General features: G+C 54.7%; 26 protein-coding genes. 9 read left to right on the top strand and 17 right to left on the bottom strand.

The features are described 5' to 3' along the window. Positions 1–15 precede the first annotated feature (15 nt). Both C5Y44_RS09690 and C5Y44_RS09685 read left to right on the top strand, forming a co-directional pair. Complete coding sequence (locus C5Y44_RS09690) at positions 16–585, top strand: hypothetical protein (RefSeq protein ID WP_105324757.1); 570 nt, start codon at positions 16–18, stop codon at positions 583–585. Continuing rightward, positions 582–1,460 carry a PrsW family intramembrane metalloprotease gene (locus C5Y44_RS09685; protein WP_105324756.1) on the top strand — a complete coding sequence of 293 codons (879 nt, stop codon included), beginning with the start codon at positions 582–584 and terminating at the stop codon, positions 1,458–1,460. The genes C5Y44_RS09690 and C5Y44_RS09685 overlap by 4 nt, the downstream gene beginning before the upstream one ends. On the opposite strand, the gene C5Y44_RS09680 is transcribed toward C5Y44_RS09685, so the two are convergent. From C5Y44_RS09680 to C5Y44_RS09650, 7 genes are all read right to left on the bottom strand, one after another. Then, positions 1,423–2,250 (bottom strand): VOC family protein, encoded by an 828-nt coding sequence (locus C5Y44_RS09680; RefSeq protein WP_105324755.1) that lies wholly within the window; start codon positions 2,248–2,250, stop codon positions 1,423–1,425. The genes C5Y44_RS09685 and C5Y44_RS09680 overlap by 38 nt on opposite strands. A gap of 3 nt (positions 2,251–2,253) precedes the next feature. Next, positions 2,254–2,547, bottom strand: a complete 294-nt coding sequence (locus C5Y44_RS09675) for an RNA-binding S4 domain-containing protein (RefSeq protein WP_105324754.1) — start codon at positions 2,545–2,547, stop codon at positions 2,254–2,256. A gap of 22 nt (positions 2,548–2,569) precedes the next feature. After that, entirely contained in the window at positions 2,570–2,881 is a 312-nt protein-coding gene (locus C5Y44_RS09670; RefSeq protein ID WP_105324753.1) for an MGMT family protein, read from the bottom strand. Positions 2,882–2,883: 2 nt separating this feature from the next. Further along, on the bottom strand, positions 2,884–3,213 hold the full coding sequence (locus C5Y44_RS09665) for a YbjQ family protein (RefSeq protein ID WP_105324752.1): 330 nt from the start codon (positions 3,211–3,213) through the stop codon (positions 2,884–2,886). A 17-nt stretch (positions 3,214–3,230) separates the two neighbouring features. Further along, the gene (locus C5Y44_RS09660) at positions 3,231–3,887 is read right to left on the bottom strand and encodes a LysE family translocator (protein ID WP_105324751.1); all 657 of its coding nucleotides are present in this window, start codon (positions 3,885–3,887) and stop codon (positions 3,231–3,233) included. A gap of 9 nt (positions 3,888–3,896) precedes the next feature. Continuing rightward, positions 3,897–4,616, bottom strand: a complete 720-nt coding sequence (locus tag C5Y44_RS09655; protein WP_199186026.1) for an SDR family oxidoreductase — start codon at positions 4,614–4,616, stop codon at positions 3,897–3,899. A gap of 105 nt (positions 4,617–4,721) precedes the next feature. Next, positions 4,722–5,402: an alpha-ketoglutarate-dependent dioxygenase AlkB gene (locus C5Y44_RS09650; protein WP_105324750.1), complete on the bottom strand. Its 681-nt coding sequence runs from the start codon at positions 5,400–5,402 to the stop codon at positions 4,722–4,724. A 42-nt stretch (positions 5,403–5,444) separates the two neighbouring features. Here C5Y44_RS09650 and C5Y44_RS09645 point away from each other — a divergent pair, with 42 nt between their 5' ends. Further along, positions 5,445–6,017, top strand: coding sequence for a sugar O-acetyltransferase (locus tag C5Y44_RS09645; protein WP_105324749.1), 573 nt, complete (start codon positions 5,445–5,447; stop codon positions 6,015–6,017). Next, the gene (locus C5Y44_RS09640) at positions 6,018–8,363 is read left to right on the top strand and encodes an ATP-dependent RNA helicase (RefSeq protein WP_105324748.1); all 2,346 of its coding nucleotides are present in this window, start codon (positions 6,018–6,020) and stop codon (positions 8,361–8,363) included. A gap of 3 nt (positions 8,364–8,366) precedes the next feature. Here C5Y44_RS09640 and C5Y44_RS09635 read toward each other — a convergent pair whose 3' ends face one another. Next, entirely contained in the window at positions 8,367–9,137 is a 771-nt protein-coding gene (locus C5Y44_RS09635; RefSeq protein WP_105324747.1) for a TSUP family transporter, read from the bottom strand. 64 nt (positions 9,138–9,201) lie between these two features. Here C5Y44_RS09635 and C5Y44_RS09630 point away from each other — a divergent pair, with 64 nt between their 5' ends. After that, positions 9,202–10,257 (top strand): AbrB family transcriptional regulator, encoded by a 1,056-nt coding sequence (locus tag C5Y44_RS09630; RefSeq protein ID WP_105324746.1) that lies wholly within the window; start codon positions 9,202–9,204, stop codon positions 10,255–10,257. Here the strand turns inward: C5Y44_RS09630 and C5Y44_RS09625 are convergent. Further along, entirely contained in the window at positions 10,228–10,710 is a 483-nt protein-coding gene (locus C5Y44_RS09625; protein WP_105324745.1) for an Lrp/AsnC family transcriptional regulator, read from the bottom strand. The two genes, C5Y44_RS09630 and C5Y44_RS09625, sit on opposite strands and share 30 nt — an antisense overlap. Positions 10,711–10,823: 113 nt before the next feature. Between C5Y44_RS09625 and C5Y44_RS09620 the strand changes: the two genes are divergently transcribed. Together C5Y44_RS09620 and C5Y44_RS09615 are read left to right on the top strand one after the other, a co-directional pair. After that, a complete protein-coding gene (locus C5Y44_RS09620) occupies positions 10,824–11,441 on the top strand; it encodes a LysE family translocator (protein ID WP_105324744.1) in 618 nt (205 codons plus the stop codon). A 114-nt stretch (positions 11,442–11,555) separates the two neighbouring features. Next, the gene (locus tag C5Y44_RS09615) at positions 11,556–13,190 is read left to right on the top strand and encodes an HNH endonuclease signature motif containing protein (protein WP_105324743.1); all 1,635 of its coding nucleotides are present in this window, start codon (positions 11,556–11,558) and stop codon (positions 13,188–13,190) included. A 22-nt stretch (positions 13,191–13,212) separates the two neighbouring features. On the opposite strand, the gene C5Y44_RS09610 is transcribed toward C5Y44_RS09615, so the two are convergent. Continuing rightward, the gene (locus C5Y44_RS09610; RefSeq protein ID WP_105324742.1) at positions 13,213–14,874 is read right to left on the bottom strand and encodes a DUF885 domain-containing protein; all 1,662 of its coding nucleotides are present in this window, start codon (positions 14,872–14,874) and stop codon (positions 13,213–13,215) included. A 65-nt stretch (positions 14,875–14,939) separates the two neighbouring features. Then, the gene (locus C5Y44_RS09605; RefSeq protein WP_066792127.1) at positions 14,940–15,503 is read right to left on the bottom strand and encodes a TIGR00730 family Rossman fold protein; all 564 of its coding nucleotides are present in this window, start codon (positions 15,501–15,503) and stop codon (positions 14,940–14,942) included. A gap of 26 nt (positions 15,504–15,529) precedes the next feature. Between C5Y44_RS09605 and C5Y44_RS09600 the strand changes: the two genes are divergently transcribed. After that, a complete protein-coding gene (locus C5Y44_RS09600) occupies positions 15,530–16,264 on the top strand; it encodes an NAD-dependent deacylase (RefSeq protein ID WP_105324741.1) in 735 nt (244 codons plus the stop codon). Positions 16,265–16,393: 129 nt separating this feature from the next. Then, on the top strand, positions 16,394–17,596 hold the full coding sequence (locus tag C5Y44_RS09595; protein WP_105324740.1) for an ROK family transcriptional regulator: 1,203 nt from the start codon (positions 16,394–16,396) through the stop codon (positions 17,594–17,596). Here C5Y44_RS09595 and C5Y44_RS09590 read toward each other — a convergent pair. The 6 genes from C5Y44_RS09590 to C5Y44_RS09565 all read right to left on the bottom strand — a co-directional run bounded on the left by C5Y44_RS09590 (position 17,593) and on the right by C5Y44_RS09565 (position 22,899). Next, complete coding sequence (locus C5Y44_RS09590) at positions 17,593–18,186, bottom strand: HAD family hydrolase (protein ID WP_105324739.1); 594 nt, start codon at positions 18,184–18,186, stop codon at positions 17,593–17,595. The two genes, C5Y44_RS09595 and C5Y44_RS09590, sit on opposite strands and share 4 nt — an antisense overlap. A 71-nt stretch (positions 18,187–18,257) precedes the next feature. Continuing rightward, positions 18,258–18,722 (bottom strand): cytochrome C biogenesis protein, encoded by a 465-nt coding sequence (locus tag C5Y44_RS09585; RefSeq protein WP_105324738.1) that lies wholly within the window; start codon positions 18,720–18,722, stop codon positions 18,258–18,260. A 158-nt stretch (positions 18,723–18,880) separates the two neighbouring features. Then, positions 18,881–19,381, bottom strand: a complete 501-nt coding sequence (locus C5Y44_RS09580) for a ferritin (protein ID WP_066792123.1) — start codon at positions 19,379–19,381, stop codon at positions 18,881–18,883. Between the two features lie 308 nt (positions 19,382–19,689). After that, on the bottom strand, positions 19,690–20,346 hold the full coding sequence (locus C5Y44_RS09575; protein ID WP_105324737.1) for a heme oxygenase (biliverdin-producing): 657 nt from the start codon (positions 20,344–20,346) through the stop codon (positions 19,690–19,692). Positions 20,347–20,475: 129 nt separating this feature from the next. After that, the gene (amn, locus tag C5Y44_RS09570) at positions 20,476–21,897 is read right to left on the bottom strand and encodes an AMP nucleosidase (RefSeq protein WP_105324736.1); all 1,422 of its coding nucleotides are present in this window, start codon (positions 21,895–21,897) and stop codon (positions 20,476–20,478) included. 63 nt (positions 21,898–21,960) lie between these two features. Further along, the gene (locus C5Y44_RS09565) at positions 21,961–22,899 is read right to left on the bottom strand and encodes an Abi family protein (protein ID WP_105324735.1); all 939 of its coding nucleotides are present in this window, start codon (positions 22,897–22,899) and stop codon (positions 21,961–21,963) included. Between the last annotated feature and the right edge of the window lie 151 nt (positions 22,900–23,050).

Genomic DNA, 23,050 nt, shown 5'->3' with positions numbered 1-23,050 from the left:
TGTAGCCTGATAGGTATGGCAACATACCGACTTCAGCCGGCACGGACAGGAAAATATTTTGCGCTGCTGTGCGCAATAGTCGCACTAGCTATCGCAGCACCCATGGTTGCGTTGTCTGCATTTTCCACCCAGCCAAAGCACACCGAGCCGCTGGTCATCACTACTTCTGAAACGAAGTGGGAACAGCCGATTGACGGCGTGGACTGCGAGTGGGACCCAGCTGGGTTATTGCTCGATTCCTATATCTGTGGAAATACTAATGTCCAAGTCAGTTGGGTTAAAGATGTGGAAGATTCCGATCACTCTTTGCGCCGCGCGGTGCGTGCCTACAACCTCACTGCGCTTCCCACAGAGCCCATCACGCACATTGAAAATAACGCTGTGATGGTACTTCCGAGCGTCAACACCATTGCCATCAACCTCCGTAGTCAAGATCCCGAGCACGCAGGGGAAGAATTCCAGGTATTGCTTCAAGGACAACCGCAGCAAATGCTCCCGCTGGCAGAAAAAGTGTGGGGAAGCTTTTCCGATGAACCCCTACCAGTCCGCATGGAAGAAGATGTTCTGCTGGAGAAAATTGCATGAGTAAATTTTTCTACATTCTGACCATCATCAGCATGGTGGTGGGTGGCTGCGTTGCTACAGCGATGTTCTTAACGGCAATCTTGATGTCACCGGGACTTGGACTCATCAGCATTGTGCTGACTGCTGTTTATTTCGCCCTCGTGATCTTTTTACTCTCTCGTTTGCCCTTTTGGCCGAAGAAAAAGCCTGGGCAATCACGGCTGTGGATTTATGCTGCGCTGCTGTGGGGCGGTGGGGTAGCTATCGTGCTCGGGCTTCCGATGGGCACGCCCCTCATCGAAATTTTTGCCTATACCTCCGGCCATGCTTCTGCTGCATCGTGGGGTGGTGCTTATCCGGAAGAAATCACTAAAACCCTGGGCGTAGTACTTATCTGCCTAGCTTTTACACAGCTTTCTCGCCCTTGGCATGGCCTTTTAGTAGGTGCGGTCATCGGCTTAGGTTTTGAGACAGTAGAAAATGTTCTCTACGGCGCAGGTGGCGCGCAGTTGCACCAAGATTCCGATTGGTTAGGCTTTTGGCAATCCTGGGGACTGCGCATGATCGCAGGACCTGGCATTCACATCATGTGCACCGCGATTGCCGGCTGGGGCATTGGCTGGGCACTTTTTGCTGCGAATAAGTCCCGCGGGTGGCGCATCCGCATGGTCATTGGTTGGTGGCTGGTGGCCTTTGCCATTCACTTCGCGTGGAATTATGACCTCGTTGCGCTAACGCCAATGGTCATTAAGGTCCTCATCATCATGGTCGCGATGTACTACATCTTTGCGCGCCTATGCATCACCAGCACTAGGCTCTATCGCGAAGATGTAGGACATAGCTACACCTCTGAGATAATTACACGTCCAGACCTAAAATGTCATCAGACTCAGTGACATCATCTTCCGGAGCATCTTCGACCTCAGTCAAAGTGATAGTAGCGCCGGTGGCATCTGCAACCAGGGCCATTAGGCCGAAGGTCGACAACCATGGCTCGCGGATGACTTCGCCGCCGCATTCAACAGCGGACTTAATAGCCTGCTCCATATTCCGTACGCCCAAGTAGGTCTGCCAGAAACCACCGACTTGCGGTGGGAATTTGCCTTCGGCATTCCACAGGCCAGCAAATGGTGCGCCTTCTTCTTCTGCGGTTGCGTAATCAGCATCTTCAGGTTTCTCAGAACCGGAGGTGGACTGGGTGCGAAGCTCCCAGTTGAAAAGCTCACCGTAGAAATCCAGAGCCTTCGGGAAGTCTTTCGTTGCCGTCATCTCGTGCCACACAGGCAGGCCTGGCTCTCCAGCGGCAACGAATTGCTCGGTATTCTTTGGCTCAATCAGCCCGAAAAGGGCACCGGTGACATCGCTAAGCAATGCCATCTGCCCCAGCTCCACCTGCTGCGGACCGGAAAGCACGCGACCACCAAGTTCTTCGGCGCGCTGGCATTCCTTCTCCAAATTGCCGGCGCGGAAGTAGGTCACCCACGTATCTGGCATGGTCGAATCAGCTGGCTGCGGGATAAATCCACCGATGGGAAGGCCCTGCATGCGGCCGATGCGGTATTCATCAGTTTCCGCGGTTACTTCCCAGCCCAATACCTCACGGTAGAACTTTGCGGATTTTTCTGGGTTCGAGGTGGTGAGATCAATCCAGTAGGGCATGCCTACTTCTGACATAAATGCGGGCATGGTTTAGAGGTTCCTCCACTTTTCAGGATCAAAATCATCATCGGCGGTAGCTTCATCAAAGTAGTCATCATCGTCATCATCAGCCGTAGTTACGATCGCACAAACGTTGCCAATGCAGACCCTATCGCCAGCGCGCACACTCGCACCGCGGCGAGTATCCACCTCACCATTGATGGTGACAGCTCCTTCAGCAATCGCTGCTTTGGCCTCCCCACCTGTGGAAACAAGGCTGGCTAGTTTAATAAACTGACCTAATTTAATGGACTCACCCGAGATCGGTACTTCGATGTCGCTCATAACCACCTAGTTTACAGACCGCTTATTGCTTAGCGATGTTCACCAGATCCCTATGATCTAATCCGCATAGATCCATGCGCACTGCTTTCCCGCGTAGCTGGATGCCTTCGGCTTCCCAATGGGCTTTGGCACGGTCAAAGTCATGGGAGGTGCCATCGGCTTTGATCACTCGCCACCAGCTCACGCGCGATCCCCACTGCCGCATGATCGAGCCCACTTGGCGTGGACCTGCCCCAGCAGCTTTGCCGACTTCCCCGTAGGTGGAAACATTGCCTGGGGGAATCAGCGCGGCGATATCAAGCACGCGCTGGGACACATCATCTAGGTCCGACATTCTTACTGCAATGGCTTGAGCCTGACCGCAGTACCAGTTGCAGTGACCATCAGCATGTCATTGGATGAACCCATTGGTGAGTAATCAAAAGCAATGCCTACCACGGCATCCGCGCCAACTTCCTGACCGCGGTTCCACAGTTCATTCAGTGCAGATTCACGTGCACGGACGGCCTCTTCCTCATAGCCGGCGGAACGGCCACCGGTAATAGAACGGAAAGAGGCGCCAATGTCTTTTAAGAAGTTAATGCCGGCTACCGTTTCACCCGCGATGATGCGGATATAGGTGTCAATTTCGCGGCCTTCAACGTTGTTCGTGGTAGTAAAAATCATGAGCCCAATACTACCTATTAAAGCAGTTGGATAATTCCTTCATAGACCATCACCGCTCCCAAAATAATGAAGATTACTCCAGCGATGACATCGATAAGCGGCGAGTACTTCGCTAACCAAGTGGAAAAGCCGCGCACGATAAACGTCACGATTACAAACCACGCCGTTGATAATGCCAACAGCCAAATCCCGACGGCAAAAGTCCAAGCGATAGACATTTCGGGCCGGATAAACTGCGCAAAGACCGCGCCGAAAAACACTAGAGCCTTCGGGTTGGACAAGTTGGTGTATAACCCCAGGCGAAATGCATGCGCAGGCATTTCCGCTTCGGCAACAGGTGCTGCAGGAGAGTCTTCCGTAGCCACAATATGCGATGGCGCGCGGCGAGCCCGAACGCCTGAGCGCACCGACTGCATCCCCATCCATGCCAAAAATAGTCCGCCGAAAAGCTGCAGCACCCCCAGCAGCCCGGGGTGCGTAGCAATCAGCGCGGACATTCCCGCCAGCGATGCAGTCAGCCACACCGCAATACCGGCGGTAATACCGGCAGTGCACCACAGCCCGGCGCGCACGGAGCGCGAGGCCACCCGCATCACTTGAACAACATCAGGGCCGGGGGCGATACAGACTGCGAGCCAGACGCCGGTAAGTGTTAGTAATGATGCAAAAGCCACACAGTGATTTTAGCTTTGGGTGCGTGGCTTCAGTTCTAGCCTGTCGATGTTGACGTGATTCGGCAACGACGCCACCCACCGCACAGCTTCCGCGACGTCATCAGCAACCAAGTTGAGCTGGCCATCGTAGACAGCCTTCGCGCGGTCTTCGTTTCCTTCGAAACGCACGAGTGAGAAGTCCGTTGCCACACGGCCCGGGATGATTTCCGTGGTGCGGATATTGTGGTTTTCTAGTCGCAGCGCACGCGAAATAACGCGCACACCATGCTTCGCGGCGTTGTATCCGGATCCGCCCTCGTAAACGCTCCAGCCGGCAATCGAGCCCATGTTGATAATCAGCCCGGAGTTATCAGGAGCTGCTTCAATCTTCTTAATCAGTGCCTGAATCAACCGCACGGTGCCCAGGACGTTGGTTTCATACATCCAGGTCCAGTCCTCAATGGAGGTTTCCGTCAGTGGTTCCAGTCCCTTGGCGCCACCAGCGTTGTTGACCAGTAGGTCCACGCGAGGCAGCTGCGCCGCGAGCGCATCCACGGATTCTTGGCTGGTCACATCCAATTCGACGGCAGTGCCGCCGATTTCGTCAGCCAATGCATCTAACTTGTCTTTGCGGCGCGCAGCCACAACAACGTGCCAGTCATCGTTAGCCAACAAACGCGCACTAGCAGCGCCAATTCCTGACGATGCCCCTGTCACTACAGCAACTTTTTGATTCTCTGGGATACTCATGCACCCCACAATAGGCCAATGAGACGCCTGCCACAGCCCTCGCACGGATTTCATTCACAAACTAGGAATGCAAGGGGCTCCTAGGGTCTACCGTACCGCTCCCAGTTACCTCGGATAAACCTGCCGGAAGGTGATGTTGATGCGGCCTTCTTTCAGTCCGCAGGATTCATCGAGGGTACCGGGGCGGGTTTCGGGAACGCCGTGGAAGGCTTTGCGGTTGGGGCCACCAAAGACCACCAAGTCGCCGGAGAGCAGGGCGATATCATCCCAGGGCTTGTTGCGGTGTTCTGTACTGCCGATGCGAAAGACGGCTTCATCACCGATGGACAAGGACACAATCGGGGCGAGTGTGGTTTCATAAGCATCTTGATGCATGCCCATCGTGGCACCAGGCGGATAGAAGTTAATCAGAGCCATATCGGGTCGAAAATTATCGACCCAGGGAGCAAGCTCCTCAGCGACCTCGGCTGCTGCGCGCAATCCACTCTGCGCAATACCCAGGAGATTCTGCGGTACTGGCCGCACCTTTGTCTCACCTATGCGGTCCACATAGCGGTAAGTTTGATGGTCCCAGAAGTGACCTAGATGCAGCATGAATACGCTCATCTGCCCGCCAGATTTCAACACCGGCTTGTGCATAGCCATAGGTGTACCGGCCATGATTCGGGCTTCATCGCGAAGCTGGCTCACCAAACCCTGCTGCACCGAGGTATCCAACCAGCCCGGGATGTGCGCAACCCCTGGCTTTACCTTCACCGGATTGCGCTCGATGCCATGAAACAACATGGCCCTTATCCTAATCGCCGAGCTTTTTGACACAATGAATCTATGGATAAGCAGCAAAACCAGTGGGAAGCCATGGTCTCCGGCCAATGGTTTATGCCTGGTACCCCAGAGACTACGTCCGAGCAGGTACGAGGCTTCAAACTCGCAAAGCAGCTCAATGATTTAGGAAATACGGATCCGGAAAAGGCACGCGGGATCATCGCTAAGCTGATTCACCCGGATTCGGGCTCCACGATGATCCATACACCTCTCAATATTGAATTCGGCACCAACCTACGCTGTGGCGAAAGAGTCTTCATCAACTTCAATGCCGCCATCCTGGCGCAAGCACCAATCACCTTGGGCGATGATGTCATGATTGGCCCCAACTGTTCGCTAATTACCGTCGGGCATCCGGTGGCCGACCATCAGATGCGCCGCGAAGGCTGGGAGCAGGCAAAACCTATCTCAATTGGGGAGAACACCTGGTTGGGGGCGAATGTAACTGTGTTGCCGGGGGTTAGCATCGGCAAGCAATGCGTCATTGGTGCCGGCACGCTGGTCACCCGCGATATTCCCGATAATTCTTTGGTGCTGGGCTCGCCCGGAAAAGTAGTGCGTACGCTCGATAAATAAATGACTACTCCTTTTAATCTGTCCGCGATAGGCCAGGGCCTGCCCGTGGCCAACGATATTGACCGGCTGCCGCAGCTCATCGCGCAGACCGGCCGCTTGGTTGTGCAAGCCCCGCCCGGTACCGGTAAGACCACTCTGGTGCCGCCGGCGCTCGCGAATCATTCTGGCAAAGTACTGGTCACCGCACCCCGACGCGTGGCGGTGCGCGCGGCCGCCCGGCGTTTGGCGAAGCTCGATAGCAGCCGCATCGGCGACAAGGTCGGCTTTAGCATCCGCGGCGAACACCACCCCGGCACGCACGTGGAATTTATGACCCCCGGCGTGCTGCTGCGGCGCTTGCTCTCCGACCCTGAGCTCACGGGCGTTAATGCCGTGGCTATCGATGAAGTCCACGAGCGCCAGTTAGACACCGATCTGGTACTCGCCATGCTGTTGGAATTAGCAGAGCTTCGCGATGACCTCTCCATCGTCGCCATGTCCGCCACCTTAGATGCGCAGCATTTCGCAAATTTGATGAATGCTTCCGTGCTGGATACCCCGGCGGTGACCTATCCGCTGGATACGCACTATGTCCCGCATCCCGGGCGCGCTGGCTGCACGCGGGAGTTCCTTACGCACTTAGCTACTCAGGCAAAACGAGTCCGCGATAGCACCGGCCATTCCGTGCTGGTCTTTGTTCCTGGCGTACGCGAAGTTGAGCAAGTCTGTATGCAGATTCCCGGCGCCTTGCCTCTACACGGCCGGCTTAGTTCGGCCGAACAGGATCAGGCACTTACGCCTGCCGATGCCCCACGAATCGTAGTCTCTACCTCCATCGCTGAGTCTTCTTTGACCGTGCCGGGCGTACGCGCCGTTGTGGATTCCGGCCTTTCCCGCGTTCCTCGACGCGATGCCGCACGCGGCATGACCGGGCTGGTCACCATTTCCGCTGCGCAGTCCACGGTGGATCAGCGCGCAGGTCGTGCCGGGCGTGAAGGACCTGGCACCGTGGTTCGCGCCTATTCGCAGTCGGATTATCAGCATGCGGCCGCGCACATCACTCCAGAAATCGCCACCTCCGATCTCACCGAGGCCGCACTGCTTATTGCTGCCTGGGGTGGCGGTGCGGACTTCCCACTGCCCGATAAACCACCGCATAATGCCTGGTTGCAGGCGCAGCAGGCGCTTACCGATATCGGCGCAATTCAGGATGGGACGATCACCGCGCTGGGCACTAGATTATCCAAGCTGCCACTACATCCGCGCCTTGGCCGCGCGCTACTGGAATGCGGCCCGCAGGCGGCAGAGACCATCGCAGTATTATCTGACTCCCCCTCGGGCAATATTGCCACGGCCCAACCACCCCAGCGCGAGGTCAAACGCCTACGCAGCCTAGTGAGGGATTCCACTTCTTCCGGAAGCAAAGATCCTGGCGTCATCACGGGTCTTGCGTTTCCCCAGCGCATTGCCAAGAAGGTTTCCGATTCTGACTATCTCTTGGCTTCCGGGACCCGAGCCTGGTTGCCTCCGGAATACAGCGCCTTGCGCGCAAGTGACTGGCTCGCCATCGCCGAGGTCAGCGTCTCTAAATCCGGTGCCGGCAAGGCAGGCTCGGTCATTCGCGCGGCGGCGACCATTTCTGAACGCGACGCCCTCGACATCATCGGCGTCGAAGAGACGCTTACCGCGACCTTCACTGGCGGCAAGCTGCAAGGTCGCGCGATTAAGCGCGCAGGAGCCATCGAGCTGTCCAGCACGCCAGTTAAGGTTCCACCAGAGCAGGCTTCCGCCGCGCTTGCCGATGGCATCCGCACCCACGGTCTTTCCCTCTTCACCTTTTCTGACAAGGCACAGTCTTTGCGCGAGCGTTTGAATTTCTTGCGTGCGCAGCTTGGCAAACCGTGGCCCGATGTGGAATCCGCTGACCCCGAGTATTGGCTGGGTCCCGAACTTGATGCCATGGCGCATGGCGCCTCACCCAAGAGCGTGGATATGCACCAGGCTCTGCAGCGACTTATGCCCTGGCCAGAAGCGAATTCCCTGGATGAGCTTGCACCTTCGAAACTCTCAGTTCCATCCGGCTCGCACCCACGGATCGATTACTCCACCGGCCGCCCAGTCGTACGCGTGAAGCTGCAAGAGTGCTTTGGTCTGGCAGAGTCTCCCGAATGCGCGGGAGTGCGCGTGCAGTTTCATCTGCTCTCGCCTGCGGGAAGACCACTCGCCGTCACAGATGACTTGAAAAGTTTCTGGACTGGCCCTTATGCCGGCGTGCGCGCGGATATGCGAGGGCGCTACCCCAAGCACCCGTGGCCAGAAGATCCGTGGACGGCGCAGGCAACGGCCCGCACCAAGAACCGGATGTAGTCTCTAAAACCACTGCTGCCAGGCGAGGTTCACGGACATCACCACAACGAGGGTCAATAGTGCGTAGCGCACCAGCTTCGTTCCGCCGCCAAGGACCGTGCGGGCTCCCAGTTGCGCACCAGCGATATTCGCGATAGCTAGTGCGATGCCTAGCGTCCACCACACGTGCCCTCCGATGATGAAGGTGGCGAGCCCGCCGAGGTTGGTCGCGGTGTTGACCACCTTGGCCATGGCCGCAGATTTAATGAAATTCTGCGAGAAGATAGCTGTAAAGCTCATGATGAGGAACATGCCGGTACCCGGACCAAAGATGCCATCGTAGAATCCAATACCAGCGCAGGCCGCAAGGGCTGCCCACGTGCGCCAACCACCGCGCACGCCATCAGAGTTGCCGGTGCCAAACGATGGTTTGAATGCCACGAAGGTACCCACTGCAAGCAGCAGCACGATAATCAGCGGGCGCATGAATTCTTCTTGCATCAGCGTCGCCGCAAGCGCACCGACGCCGGAGGCAATACCCGCGATGAGCCCTAGTTTTAAGGTCTCTTTCATCGGTGGCTGCACCGTGCGCATCAGCGTGAATGCCGCTGATGCCGTGCCCGATACCGCAGCTAGCTTATTAGTCGCCAGCGCCGTCGCAGGGGCTACTCCGGGAATCACCGCCATGATCAACGGGATAAGCACTAGTCCCCCGCCACCGATAACAGCATCCACCCAGCCGGCAACTGCGGCGCCGCCCAACAAAAACGCCCACTGCGCAAGCTCTAGTTCCATGGCATTACTATAAACCGGTGATACCCTAGAGAGTCTCGGATACGCCAATAATTAAGGCAGGCACATGGATTTCCGCTGGTTAGTTGTGGTCCCGGCATCAGTGGTGCTGGGCTTTCTATTTGACTGGCTCAATGTGCCAGCCGCATGGATTCTCGCAGCTATTGTGGCATCGGGTGCCGCGGCGCTGATTTCGCAACGCGACATGCCGGTCAACAAGCACTTCTATGGCATCTCACGCGGGTTCATTGGAATTATGGCGGCAGTGCCGTTGACGCTGTCATCGGCAAGCCAGCTCATCAAATACGTCCCCATGGGCATCGCCGTTGGCATCGCCTCCATCGCATTTTGCATGGTCGGCGGCCTATTGCTGGCCAAGATGCAAAAGGGTGCGATTTCCCGCGAGACCGGTGTGCTTTCCCTGCTGCCAGGTGGTGCATCGATGATGCCGCCGCTTGCCGATGAATTAGGCGCCAACTTCCGCTACGTCGCCCTCACACAGTATCTACGCCTGTTGTGCGTCTCCGTCAGTTTGCCGCTGTTAGTGACGTTCATGCCGCACCCCTCCGGCGATACCGATGCCTCACTCCACGCGAATACGCAATGGTGGGTAATACTTTTGATCATCGCGATTGCAGCATTCGGAGAACCTTTGGGCAAAAAGCTGCGCATCCCCGTCGCCTCCGTCATGGGACCAGTTGTACTCACCGTGCTGGTGTCTTTCTTACTTCCTGACGATGTCACCATGCAGCCACTCGAAATCTTCCGCATCCTTGCTTTCTTGTCCATCGGCTGGGTCTGCGGCGGTGGCTTGTCGATGCCCACGCTGCGCCACTTTGGACGCCAGCTACCGGCCACCTTTGGGCTCATCGCACTCATCTTGGGCTCCTGCGCGACCCTCGCTGTGCCGGTCATGGCGGTCTTCGACATCACCTACTTCGAGGCTTACCTCGCCACCAGCCCCGGTGCCCTTGAAACTGTCTTGGCACTTTCCTCCGAAGGCGGCGCCGGCCCAATTGTGGTCTCCCTACAGATCATCCGCCTCATCTTGGTACTCACCGTCGCGGCCTACCTGCCGCAGATTCTCCGGTTCTTATTTCGTGGCCGGGGTAAAACCTCCTAAAAGTGGCTGCGGCATCTGATGCGGCACCACCGTGCTCATAATAAGCGTCGAGGTTAATCGACGAATGCCGGGAAGCTGCGACAAGACTTCATCGTAAAGCTGCTGAAAAGCCTTTTTAGACTCCGCCGCGATATGCAGCTGATAGTCCGGCTGCCCGAACAACCGATAAGCCTGAATCACATTGGGAATCTCTCTCACTGCCTTTTCAAAGTCAGTAACTACTGTCGAATCACCAGCAACCATATTCACAAAGACGAGAGCCTCAAAGGGCATCCCCAGCCGATCCAAATCGGCGCGAACAGTAAAGCCATCTATAACGCCGGAAGCCTCTAAATCCCGGAATCGTCGATGACAAGCTGAGAGGCTGAGGTTTAATTCCGCGGCAATATCTGTCATCGTCGCGCGCCCATGCCTACCTAAAATTGAAAGAATCTTCATATCTATAGCGTCCATGGGAAATAATCTTCCAAAGATCTGAAATTCTTTCAAGAAGATTTAAGCAATTGAGATGATTGGGGCGAAATATTTCCATCTGATACGCTTCAAAGGAGAAAATTTCTGATGGATTGGTCGCTGGAGCAGCGTTTTGGTCGGTCTCAATCTTGCTGGCACTGACCCCCGGCGTGGACTGGGCGCACATCATCGCTTCCGGCATTTCCGGTAAACCACAAATGCGCTGGGCCGTGGGAGGCGCGCTCGGCGGGCATGTCACCGCGACATTGATTGTGGCCGCTGGCGTGGCGGTGATTATGACCGCATCCGATACCGCAATGCTTGTACTCACCCTAGCCGGCGCGGCTTACATGGTATGGCTGGGCGTGCAAACCTTGCGGCAAGCACCCTCGGCCCAGATGAAGATGAATGTGGCACCAGCATCCGGCACCCGCCTATTTGTCAAAGACATGGGAATTAACCCGCTCAACCCCAAGACCTACTTGTTTTTCCTGGCATTATTGCCTCAATTCACCAGCCAGGCAGCCGCACTACCGGTTGGCGCGCAGATTTTAGTCTTAGGCTTTATCCACATCATTGGTTGCGCGGCGGTTTACCTGGCCGTCGGATATGGCGCAGCCACCGTCTTGGCCAACCGTCCCAAAGTTGCCAATACCGTGCGGATTCTATCTGGCATCGTCTTAATTGCGCTCGGCATCGGACTCGGCATTGAACAAATCCTCACCGCCTAACACCTGAGGGTAAGTGTAAACGTTTTAATTTCGTTACTTTGTTCGACTAGACGGAAAGCCAGAAGGGCTATATCATCATGTTTAGAAAATGTGTTCTAGTTGAACGGATATGCGATGAGTACGTGTTTCTATGCAGTCAACAATCCAGAGAATCCACTATCCCAACTTTATTCCACCGCCCGCAGCATGGAGTATGAAGCTTGGTTAAAGCTCATTCCAGACTTCGAAGAAGATAGCGAATTAGTTAGCGAAAAATATGCTCGTCACGCGGGCCAATCAGCCGATAACGTTATTAAAATCCTGGTCGCTTTACAGCGCTTAACCACTGAATTACCGCAACTCCATAAGGCCATTACAACTCACTGGCATTTAGATTTTCCCCGAATTATTGCAATCGACACTGCTTTATCAAAGCTTGGTGCAACTCCCGAACCAGAGGTGATGACCGAGCTGGATGCCAAAATAACCAGTTATCTCACCCCACGTACTGCCAACCAACAATTGCCCAGCCCAAGAAACATTGGGCAACGAGTGCGCCAAATGGTCGCCGAATTCGATGACCGTATTCCCGTTAAAGACCCACGCCCACAACGACGATTCACCAAAACCCAGGTGAGCGCAAACGCCTCATCGCTTACTATTGAAGCCCCACACGAAGAAATCGAGGCAGCTCACGACAGCGTGAAGGCCACTGCGCGAGAATTAGGCATCAGTCGTGCTGAAGCAATTCTCAAAATCTTATCTGGGGAGCTTGACGCCAAACAGGTTCAGACCAAGCTCGTGTTATTTACCGCAAAGGATCTCGAGGGGGTACCGGCGTACCTGCAGGGCGTGGGTTGGGTCGGGCCAGAAACCGTCGAGCGGCTTCGGGAAGACGCGACCATCATCGACATGGACGCCGCTGCCACTGCAGAAACCGATAGCTACCGGCCAACGGATGCCATCCGCACCTTCGTCGAAGGACGCGACGGCACCTGCCGCTGGCCTGGATGTTCAGTACCAGCCCAGCACTGCCAGCTCGACCATCGCCACAACTTTGATGAGAGTGGTCCGACCTCGCCGTCAAACTTGTTCGCACTGTGCCAACACCACCACAACGTCAAGACCGATACTCGTGCGCATTACATCGTCGACCCTATCTCAGACATCATTTACTGGATTTTCGAAGATGGAACCTGGGTCTCGGATTCCGCGCAGGATGGCCCGATTGGGCGCGGGGCGAAGAATTGGCTGCAGACTTTCGCTCAAAAGATTGTCGCTCGGCGCAAAAATGCGCAGGAACGCGCGCACGAGCAGGCCCAAGAAATCGATGACTGGTATCACGAGCGCGCCGCTGCAGATAAGCGCGAGCAGGAGCTACAAGACCTCACGGATGAAACCTGGGTCGATGATGTCAAACTTGCCCAAGCTTGGCTTCGCGAAGGTGACTTCACCAAACCGTTTCCGCAGACGATTAGCCCCAACGTATTCATGCTCATCGAAGCCGCAAACATCATGGGGCTCAACTTCACCCCACCAGATGACATCGCGGGGTGGGTGCGAGTGCATAAGAAGCTAGTCGCGGCTGAAAAGGAAGAAATCGAGCGCAGGGTTCAGGAACAAGTCGACAGACTCGCAAACCTTGTACCGGAAAATCTGCTAGAAGAATTCAAATACAAAGCTCAAGCCGCATGCCGCCTACCGCGCAATTGGAAACGGCCGTGGCGCAAGAAGAAAGAAAACGCCACGGCCGAAGAACCACCCTTTTAAAGGATTTCGCAAAATTGACGAATTAATCCAGGATGGCCTCACGCAAAATCGACATCGGGATAGAACCCAACGCTAGAGCCTCAGAGTGGAACTGGCGCGGAGTCATGCCCTGGGCTATTGCGTCATCGCGGGTCTTTTCCCACAGGCGCTCACCGATCGCATAGCTTGGGGCTTGGCCTGGCCAGCCCAGATAACGATTAACCTCGAAGGCAAGGTTCGCGTCATCCATGGCGGTGTTCTCACGCATGAAAGATTTCATGTGTGCCTTATCCCAGATGCCAGAACCGTCCGGAGTCTTCTTGCCCAAATGCAGTCCGATATCTACAACTACACGTGCAGCGCGCAGGCGCTGGGAATCCAAAAGTCCCATGCGGTAGCCAGGATCTTCGAGGTAGCCTAGCTCCGCCATGAGCTGTTCGGCATACAGGGCCCAGCCTTCGCCGTGTCCGGAATTCCAGCAGGCGTTACGACGCCAGGAGTTCAGGTTCGGCTCCAAAAGCGCAGTACCAATCTGCAGGTGGTGACCTGGCGCGCCCTCATGGTGCACGGTGGTCAGCTCTTGCCAAGTGTGGAAGATTTCCTGGCCTGCAGGAACCGACCACCACATACGGCCGGGACGGGAGAAGTCCTCAGTCGGCTGAGTGTAGAAGATGCCGCCAGTGCCGGCTGGATCAATCTTGCACTCAATAGTTTGGATTTGCTCGGGGATATCAAAGTAGGTGCCGTTGAGGTCGGAGATGACCTTGTCGGCAACGCCTTGCATCCACTCCACGAGCGCATCAGTGCCGTGCAATTGGTAGCGCTCATCGGCGTTGAGCTTGCGTACCGCCGTGCGCAGCGCGGTGCCAGGACCATAGAGCTCCTCAGCAAGCTTTAGCTGCTCAGCGTGAATTTCCTGCAGTCGGTGCAGACCCCACTCATAAGCTTCATCGAGGTCAACGGAATCGCCAACGAAAAGCTTCGAGAAACGGGCATAACGATCTCGTCCCACAGCATCTTCATTGGCAGAAGAAGGCTGCAGTTCTACAGAAAGCCAGCCCGAGAAGTCATCGAAAGCTGCCTTTGCGGATTCGACCTCTGCGTTGCCCTCTTCTAAGCCGAGTTCGTCGAGCATCGAGGAGGCATCGGCAAGCGCATTGCACTGGCCGATAACTTCATTGATCTGGCGGGTAGGTGGAACCATGCCCTGGTTCGCGGCCTCGACCAAAGATTCGCGGTAGCCCTGCAGCGATGCCTCGACCTTAGACAACCGGGAGCGAATTGCGTCTTTTTGCTCAGCGGTGTCGTGTGGCATCAGCAGCAAGGTGTCGCGGATGGTTTGTACCGGGGAGGCAATGTTATTGAGATTGCGGATATCCTCACCGTGGTGGTGCAGGTCCAGCTCCAGGCACAAACGGTCACGCAGGACTGCTGCGGTGACATAATCTACGTCATCAAAATCGTCATCATCGTCGGACTCATCGGTGCTGTCATCTAGCGCGTCTAGGTCCGCGACCATCTCACGGGTACGGTCTGCAACCGCGGTGAAGTAGTCAGGAGAAAAGTCCTGCAGGTCGCCTTCGTAGCCTTCGATGCCCCATTCGGTTGCATCCGTTGGGCTTAGCTTCGCTAGGTCTGCAAGAAAATTATCGCAGGAGGCATCCAATAAGGATGGCTCGCGAGCAGGTTGGTGCTCAGAACTCATATCGTCAAAGTCTATCTTTCAATAATGCAGCGTGCACACCTTATCCACGGCGTGGCGTGTCCACATCAGCTCCATTTGGCGCCAATTGGACTCCAACCAGCAAATTCGTCCAGAATCTCCGCTGGGTCCGAAGATAACGCTATGGCATCAATGTAGCGGGATTGCACAAAACCACAAGCCACCATCGACTCCAAGGTGCGCACGAAAGGTTCCCAAAACCCATCGACGTTAACCAATCCCACCGGCCCTTGGACGTGTCCAAGCTGCTGCATGGTGAGCACCTCCACCACTTCTTCCAAGGTGCCAACACCGCCGGGCAGGCAGACGAAGGCATCGGCAAGCTCTTCCATGCGGGTTTTGCGTTGCGCCATGGTGTCGACCACCTCTAAATCAGTCAGCCCCGCGTGCGCCATTTCCCGATTAATCAGCTGGCGTGGAATAACGCCGACGACTTCCCCACCAGCAGCCAACGCGGCATCAGCCACCGTGCCCATAAGCCCCACATTGCCGCCGCCGTAGACGACCCGCAGGTTGCGACGCGCCAGCTCCTCGCCCATTTCTTTGGCTACCTCCGCATACCGCGGGGAGCTTCCCATAGAAGATCCACAATAAATAGCGACTGATTTCATGCCTTAAAGCATATAAGCTGACAGGCATGACTACCGTGGCTCAAGCAAGTGAGATCATTCATGCGGCCTCCCACGTGCACTTTTTCACCGGCGCCGGAATGTCGGCCGATTCTGGTCTGGACACCTTCCGTGATGCGCGTACTGGGCTGTGGGAAAAAGTAAATCCACAGGATATGGCTTCCCTTGAGGCATGGCAACGGGATCCAGAGCCCATGTGGGCGTGGTATTTGTGGCGCGCACATCTGGCGCGAAAAGCCGATCCGCATGCGGGACACAAGGCAATTGCTAACTTATCCCGCACAGTTTCTGTTACGACACAAAACATTGATAACCTGCACGAACGAGCAGGATCCGGAGACGTTGCACATCTTCACGGATCGCTTTTCGCTTTTCGATGCTCCTCCTGCCACCTTCCCTACCCGCACGACATAGAGCTTCCGAACACCCCAGTTGAAAGACTCTCTCCACCACTGTGCGAAGACTGCGGCGGTTCCATCCGCCCTGGCGTGGTGTGGTTTGGGGAGTCCCTGCCGCAGGACCATTGGCAAAAGGCAGAAGAGAATATTCGGGCGGCCGATGCAGTAGTCATCGTGGGAACCTCTGGTTCCGTATGGCCGGCAGCGGGACTTCCGACCCTTGCACACCGCCAAGGCACACCGATCATTGAGATATCCCCGCAGCGCAGCGAGCTTACGGATTTAGCTTCGGTATGGCTAGAAGACACAGCAGCACAAGTGTTGCCAAAGATCTTGGATATGTAAACCTGTACCACTTGGTCTACAGCTCACCACCTGCAGGTTTGCACAGGTGGAATCTTAAATCTTGAATTTCTGTAGACAGCTCGGTCGACGTTATTAGACAATGCGGTCTAGGCAGGTTAGTATGACTTCATGATTAAGCCAGGTCCAGTCTTTACCCCTCCGCAAACTCCCGCTGCGCGCTGCCTGCATTTGGTGCGACTCAATCCGATCATCACGCGCAGCGAATTAGTAGAGGCTACTGGACTATCTCAGCCCACCATTACTCGCGCTACTGCAGCGTTATTAGAGGCTGGCCTGGTGCAGGAACGCACCGATCTCACCCGCACCCGGGGCCGTGGACGTCCTACCGTTCCTTTAGAGGTAGCTGATAGCAAGTGGATCCTGGCCGGTATCGCGATTGGAACCTCGCGCACCCATATTGCATTATTCGATACCATGGGCCGCACTCTGCGCGAAGACGATATCGCGACCCCGGTTGCACGCTTGAGCGAATCCGATTTCATCGAGCACATCATGGCTGGCGTAAACCGTCTAACCACTGGCATCTCGCGCACCTTAGTCTCCGTAGGCGTGACCACCTCGGGCAACGTCGATGAGGACGGCCTCGTATGGGCTTCGAACCTGGGTTGGGAAGGCGTGGACATCGCTGAGCGACTGCGCTACCAGTTTAATGTTCCGGTGGTTGTCTCTTCTGCTATTCCGGCGATTTTGGGCTCGGAAACCCAAAGCGCGGAACTAGATAAGCAAGAAAATGTATTGGTTCTCTTCGCTGATGACTCCACTGGCGCTGCCCTATCCACCGAAGAGGGCGTGACCCAGTTGGTGCCACTGCCAACTATTTCTTCGGAGTTGCTCAACTTAAAAGAGGCCGCATCAGAAGATAATGTGTCCACCCAAGCTGTCTTGGATGCCCTGGCTGTCGACGATATTCACGTCACCACCCTGGCTGAAGCCGCTAAAGTAGCAGAAGACAATGAGACAGCACGCAGCATCCTGGATGAACGCGCACGCCTTTTGGCGTCCATCGCCGCTGACCTAGTGGTTGAGCACAATCCTGTGACCGTAGTCTTGGCAGGCTCAGCTTTTATTGATGACCCTCGTGCCGCTAAGCTTTTCGCTTCATATGTCCGCGAGTTTATCGCTGAGCGTCGCGATGGCGCCGATATCCACGCTCTGCAGCTGCGCTTGATCCCAACCCACCATGAGATTGTTCGCGCGATTGCACGCGCTGTAGCACTCGACCCACTTTTGCGCGTGCCTTTATCCCTGCAGCCCAGCTCGCCACCGGCAGAGGCTCCTACCCCACGTCGCCGGGCTTCGCTGCGAGGTTAGAAAGCGTCAAGCACGTCGAAGACCTGCTGCGGTGATTGATACACAAACCCGTCGATGCCCATCTTCCGTGCGGCATCGACGAATTCTTGTGTGGGACTGAAATACACGGTGTCTTTAGCCGTTGCGCCGAGAGATTCCACCGCTACGTCGAAGGCTGCCGCATCGGGTTTACACACTCCGATATCGCAGCTAAAAATGACGGCAGCGAAGTCTTCAATCCAGTCAAATCTTTCGCGGGCCAGTTGCGCCAGTCCGGGTGAAATATTAGCGAAAAGCCCTGTAACAAAGCCGGCATCCATGACTGCGGAAGCCAGTTCTAAGCCTTCAGTATTGAGCTCAAAGGTGGACTCTAAAGCACGAGCAATTTCGGAGATTTCGCCATTGTCAACCCCGGACCGCAGCGCGAGTTGCTGCCACCAGCGCTCATCACTGATGTGCCCGGCTTCTAATTCGGGGCGCAATTCCAAGTATGTTTTTCGAAATTGCTGAGCCACCTCTGCATTGACCGCATCAGTGATGTGCAGCAGAGAGTCCTCTACCCCGCGGGTAAGAAAGACCCCGTAGAGGTCAAATAACACTCTCGTACTCATGTTTAGATTCTAACCAGTTCCTTGCCACTTGGCGTGTGCTGGTCCAGTTTAATGAAACATGAGTGTGTTTATCAGCTGCCAATCATCTGATGGTTTTGCGAAGATCTGGAAGTCGTAGAAGGTGCAGTGGTTGTCACTGCTGTGCCAGATTGCGGCCGGAACACCTTAAAAGGTCCGCCTAGCTTGGCATAAGGGCTGACCAATAAAACCGCCCCGACGCCAATTGCAGTACCGGCCATAAATACGGGGATGCTGATTCGCGGCAGCGTGCCAAAGGGGGTGAAAACGGCAAAAGCCAAAGACGCCAACACCAATGTTCCGCTTAGGCCGAACAGCGCCTTCGAAAAAGACCCGACGTTCATGTACCAACTAACCAGCAACATGAAGATTGCGGCCAGCGGGGAAAGCATGAGGGAAAACGCGAAAAGAAAGGTCCCCAAGGCTACCTGGGTAACCATGAGGGTTGCTCCGCACAACATGGCAAACCCCAAACTAATGAGGAACGCACACAACGCGATCTTTTGCTTTGATGACATAGCAAGTATTCTTCCACTCCTCATCGGGAAAAAGAAAGAAAATCTGCATAAATATACCGAGATGTTATTGATCCAATGAACTACTTCACAAATAAACCCGCCCACTACCTACACAAAGGTAAGTAGTGGGCGGGACTATCTATTTATCGACAGCGGATTTATGCGTCGATTGCAGGCTGACGGGAAGACAGGCTGCGGTCGATGCGCAGTAGGCCAGCGCCGTCGTTGCCAACCAGCTTGATCTGGTCGATGATTTCGGAAACGGTGTCCTCTTCCTCGATCTGCTCGTTCATGAACCAGTTCAAGATGGAGCGGGAGTCCAGGTCCTGAACTTCGTCAGCGATGCGGACGATCTCGCGGATGTCCTCGGAGACCTTCTGCTCGTGAGCGTAAGATGCCTCGAAAGCATCGAGTGGGGTTGCTGCCTTCAGGGAAGGCATGGTGATGTCACCGAGTTCAACGCGGTAGCCGCGAGCCAGCAAGTGGTCAGCGAACTTCTGAGCGTGCTCACGCTCTTCTTCTGCCTGAGCCATGAACCAGTCACGCATGCCTGGGAAGGACAGATCATCCATCTCGTAGCCGAGCTGGGTGTAGATCATTGCTGCCTGGTGCTCGTTGGTGACCTGGTTGTTGATTGCGGTGATGAGCTTCTCGTTCATATTCTTCCTCTTTCCTCGTAATTTCTTTCGTGCGCTGCGTTCAGGTACCAACTTTAAAGCGTTTGGAGAATATGCGCCACATAGGTTAGGCCAGCCAAAATTTGGAAACCCTAAGATAATGCACACAAAAGCGCAGGCCACACACTATTTTTAATTGTTCAAATTTGATAGGTTTTACTTCATAACGGTTCTATCAAACTTCTTTCTACCCGAAATTAGGGGGAGAAGCAGGGGTGCCTAAGGCAAGAAAGCGTGTATAACGAGTTGATTTTCTCACTCCGCACCCGCGCCGTCACAGCACTTGCGATTTACTGAGCGCAGTGCCGCTTAGCCAAATCAGCAAATACACCAGAGTTGAAGCCAAACGCCATGCGGGCCTCTTCGAGCAGGCTCTCACGCTGCTCCTCATTAAGGTCCAGCTCATCCAGGGCCGTGCGGTAGCCCGAACGGTATGGAGGAATCTTGCCAATGGCGGAGAAGTCGTAGAAGTTCAAAGACTCTGGGTCGATGTCGTAGTAGGTACCCAACCGAGCAGCAATGACCTGACCACCAGAAACATCACCAAGGTAACGCACGTAGTGGTGAGCAATTACCGGTACCGGATCGCCCGTGCCCGTAAGTTCTTCCAGACGGGAGACGTACTTCATGGTTGCCGGCAAGATACGGATAGCATCGCGCCAGTTCGCGCCGTACATCCCCGCCAGGTCAGCCTCGAGGGAAACCTGGCGTTCTAGGCGACGGTCAACAATCGAACCAGCCAAAGGCTGGTCCTCAATTGCGCGAACAGCGCGCTCCAAAGCTTCGTAAATAAACCACAACTGACCGGTAAATGCAGCAACCGCTTCGGTGTTGAGCTTGCCGCCCAACAGATCTTCCATAAAGCGTGAGCCTTCAGCATCCTCATGCGCGGTGGCGGTAGCTTCCTTCAGCACTGCGGACAATGGCTGCGAGGTTGTAACAGTCATGGTTGTTCTCCTTTAAGAGATATCCCTTCTTCTGGGACAATCGGCGATGTAATTGACCCAACCATAAGGTTAGGGTTACCTAAAGCGCAATGCCTGGGCTAAAGTTCCTCCGAAAGTTGCACCCCGCGTTTAGCGGAAGGGCACCTCACCGATAGTCCGGCGCAGCTTACGCGTATGCAGTCGCTGCGGGTTATCCGCCAGCTGTTCTACGGTGCGCACTGCACACATCACGTGAGCCTCTTTAGAGTTCGAATAAAATGCCTGCGCTTGTGCCGGAAGTTTCGGAACCGCATGCAGTGGCAAGTCCGATACGGACAACAACGTGCCGTAGGGAACTCGGTAACGGTAGCCATTGGCAGCAATCGTGCAGGATTCCATATCCACGGCCACCGCGGTGGATGCCTTTAACCATTCCCAGAGCTGCCGGCTCGTGCGCCACTCCCAATTGCGGTCATCGGTGGAAAGCACTGTGCCAGTACGCATCAGAGTTTTATTGGTGCCGTAAATTTCATCGACGGACGCCTCCAGCATGCGCTGCACCTCAGGGATGGCGGGAATCGGGTTATGAGAGCCCACATATCCGTCGAGGAGATTGTCTTGACGCTGATAGGCATTGCCTAGGATTAAGTCCCCAATGCGCATGCGTCCATCCAAGCCGGCGCAGTGGCCAATCATGATCCAGGCTTCTGGACGCAAGACAGCCAAGCAGTCCGTAATGGTCTTCGCATTCGAAGGCCCGACACCAATATTGATCATGGTGATGCCATCACCCGCGGCGGTGACTAGGTCAAAGCGCGGCATCTGAAAACGTGAGGTTAGCGTGAGCTGCTCACAGTCCACATTGACCGCATCATCAGAATGCAGCGTTTCCCCGGTAGGCAGCACCATCGACGTGTAGCGCGAGTCTTCCTGAGCTAACTGGCTCAAACCAAAGCGCACGAATTCGGTGGTGTGCATGGCGTAGTTAGTAAAGAGGATGAACTTTTGCACCGTATCAATTTCAATGCCGGTGTAATGCTCAATGCGCGCGCACGCGATATCGAAGCGCTGCGGACCGAAATGAAATAGCGGCTTTTCTTCGCCGTGAAAAGCGTCCCACTCACCATCAATAATGGCGTCATGGACTTCATCGAGAGTCGGTCGCGGAATTGCATCTGCAACATCACCCGCCCGGCGCGCTTCTGAAGTATCCCCAATATTGCGGATGTACTCCGGCGGAATGCGCACATCGGATTGACCCACGAAGATATCGCAGGGGTAATTCTCCGTCAGTCGCTCCAATTGCTCATGCAGATAGTCACGAATGACATAGGGCTTAGAAATCGTCGCGCTATAACGGCCGGCTTCATCAACATAACCATATGGCTGTGAACGGTCGATGGGGCGCCACTCGCGGACATCGACCACAATCTTCGGATAGACCACGTGCCGGTAAGCATCATAATCGCCTGTCTCCAGGGATTTTCTTGCCAACTCGCACGAAGAATCGTACAGCTGAACTAGTCGCTCAATGGCCTCATCTACCGTGTGGGCATGCTGCAAATCGCTCATAAGGCAATCCTAGCTACGTTCCTCACACCTCGTGATTGCACTTTGATTCTGGAGTTGAGACGCCTACGCCCAAACGGACTTGCTCCGCCAATTGTCCACGAAACCCATCTCGCCCTCGTTACGCCCTGTCTCTGCAAATTTGTTCATCAACGTGACTAGTTCCCTATGCCATGAAGTATTAGGTTCAATTCTCTTAATGATGCATGCAATCACAACTAGTGCCGGATAAATTCGTGCTCTTTGAGCATCAGTAGTTAAAGATAAGTGTTCCACTTCTTCTGGAAGCAACTTTGTCGCAGAAATCTGACGCGTAAAGTTTGCGTTCCACATTCTCGAGTGGTGAGCACAAGAATTACGCGTGAAGGTTAATACCTCAAGCCAATTCGCTAGCGTGATTACAAATTTTCTGGAGGCTCCTCCTGGATTCTTATCAACTACGTCCTCGAAGTTAAATTTCTTCACAACGTTCCACTGATCTTCTTCCAAAAGTCCTTCGTACAATTTAGAAAGATCACTGAAATCTATCACTTCAGTAACTACCCATACCGGCAAGGGAAGTCCATATTTATCTTTAATATGCCGAACGAAATCGTGTCTAGCGCGGCGAGTTTTTCGTTCCAAGCTATCAATAGTGGATTGATGTGAGTTATTATTTTTGTTGGACTTCGGGTCGTAGAATCCCCGTGCCCTGTCATAACCGGAAAATTTAGTGCGAAATATGGTTGGATCTGTATGCGCCATGCTTCCGTGCTTACCGATTACATTTCCTAAAGCAGCCCTTAAGGCAACCTCGACTATTTCGATACCTTTAAAAACATGGATCCTTAGATCCTTATCAAATAGATATATTGCTTCAATTGACTCAAGCGTAGTGCCTGGAAGAAATTGTTCTTTCCTAACTCCACCTGTGATTATTCTTTGTGGGTACCAGTATCCGCTCAGCCGGTAGTAGGCAACCTTTGCGAGCAGACGCCAAGCATAATCATGGTCATTGATAACCATTCCCCGACTCTTAAGAAGCTCGATTTGTTCATCGATAGTTAAGTACTTTTCCGATAGTTACTCATGCTGAAGAGGTTATATGCTCATTCAGACAACTTCTTTGAACCCGAATTAGAAAACGCCCCTAACTCTCAAAGAGAGCGGGACGCCA

The sequence above is a fragment of the Corynebacterium sp. J010B-136 genome (genome assembly GCF_002967075.1).
Lineage (GTDB): Bacteria > Actinomycetota > Actinomycetes > Mycobacteriales > Mycobacteriaceae > Corynebacterium.
This window is presented reverse-complemented; position numbering and strand designations above follow the sequence as displayed.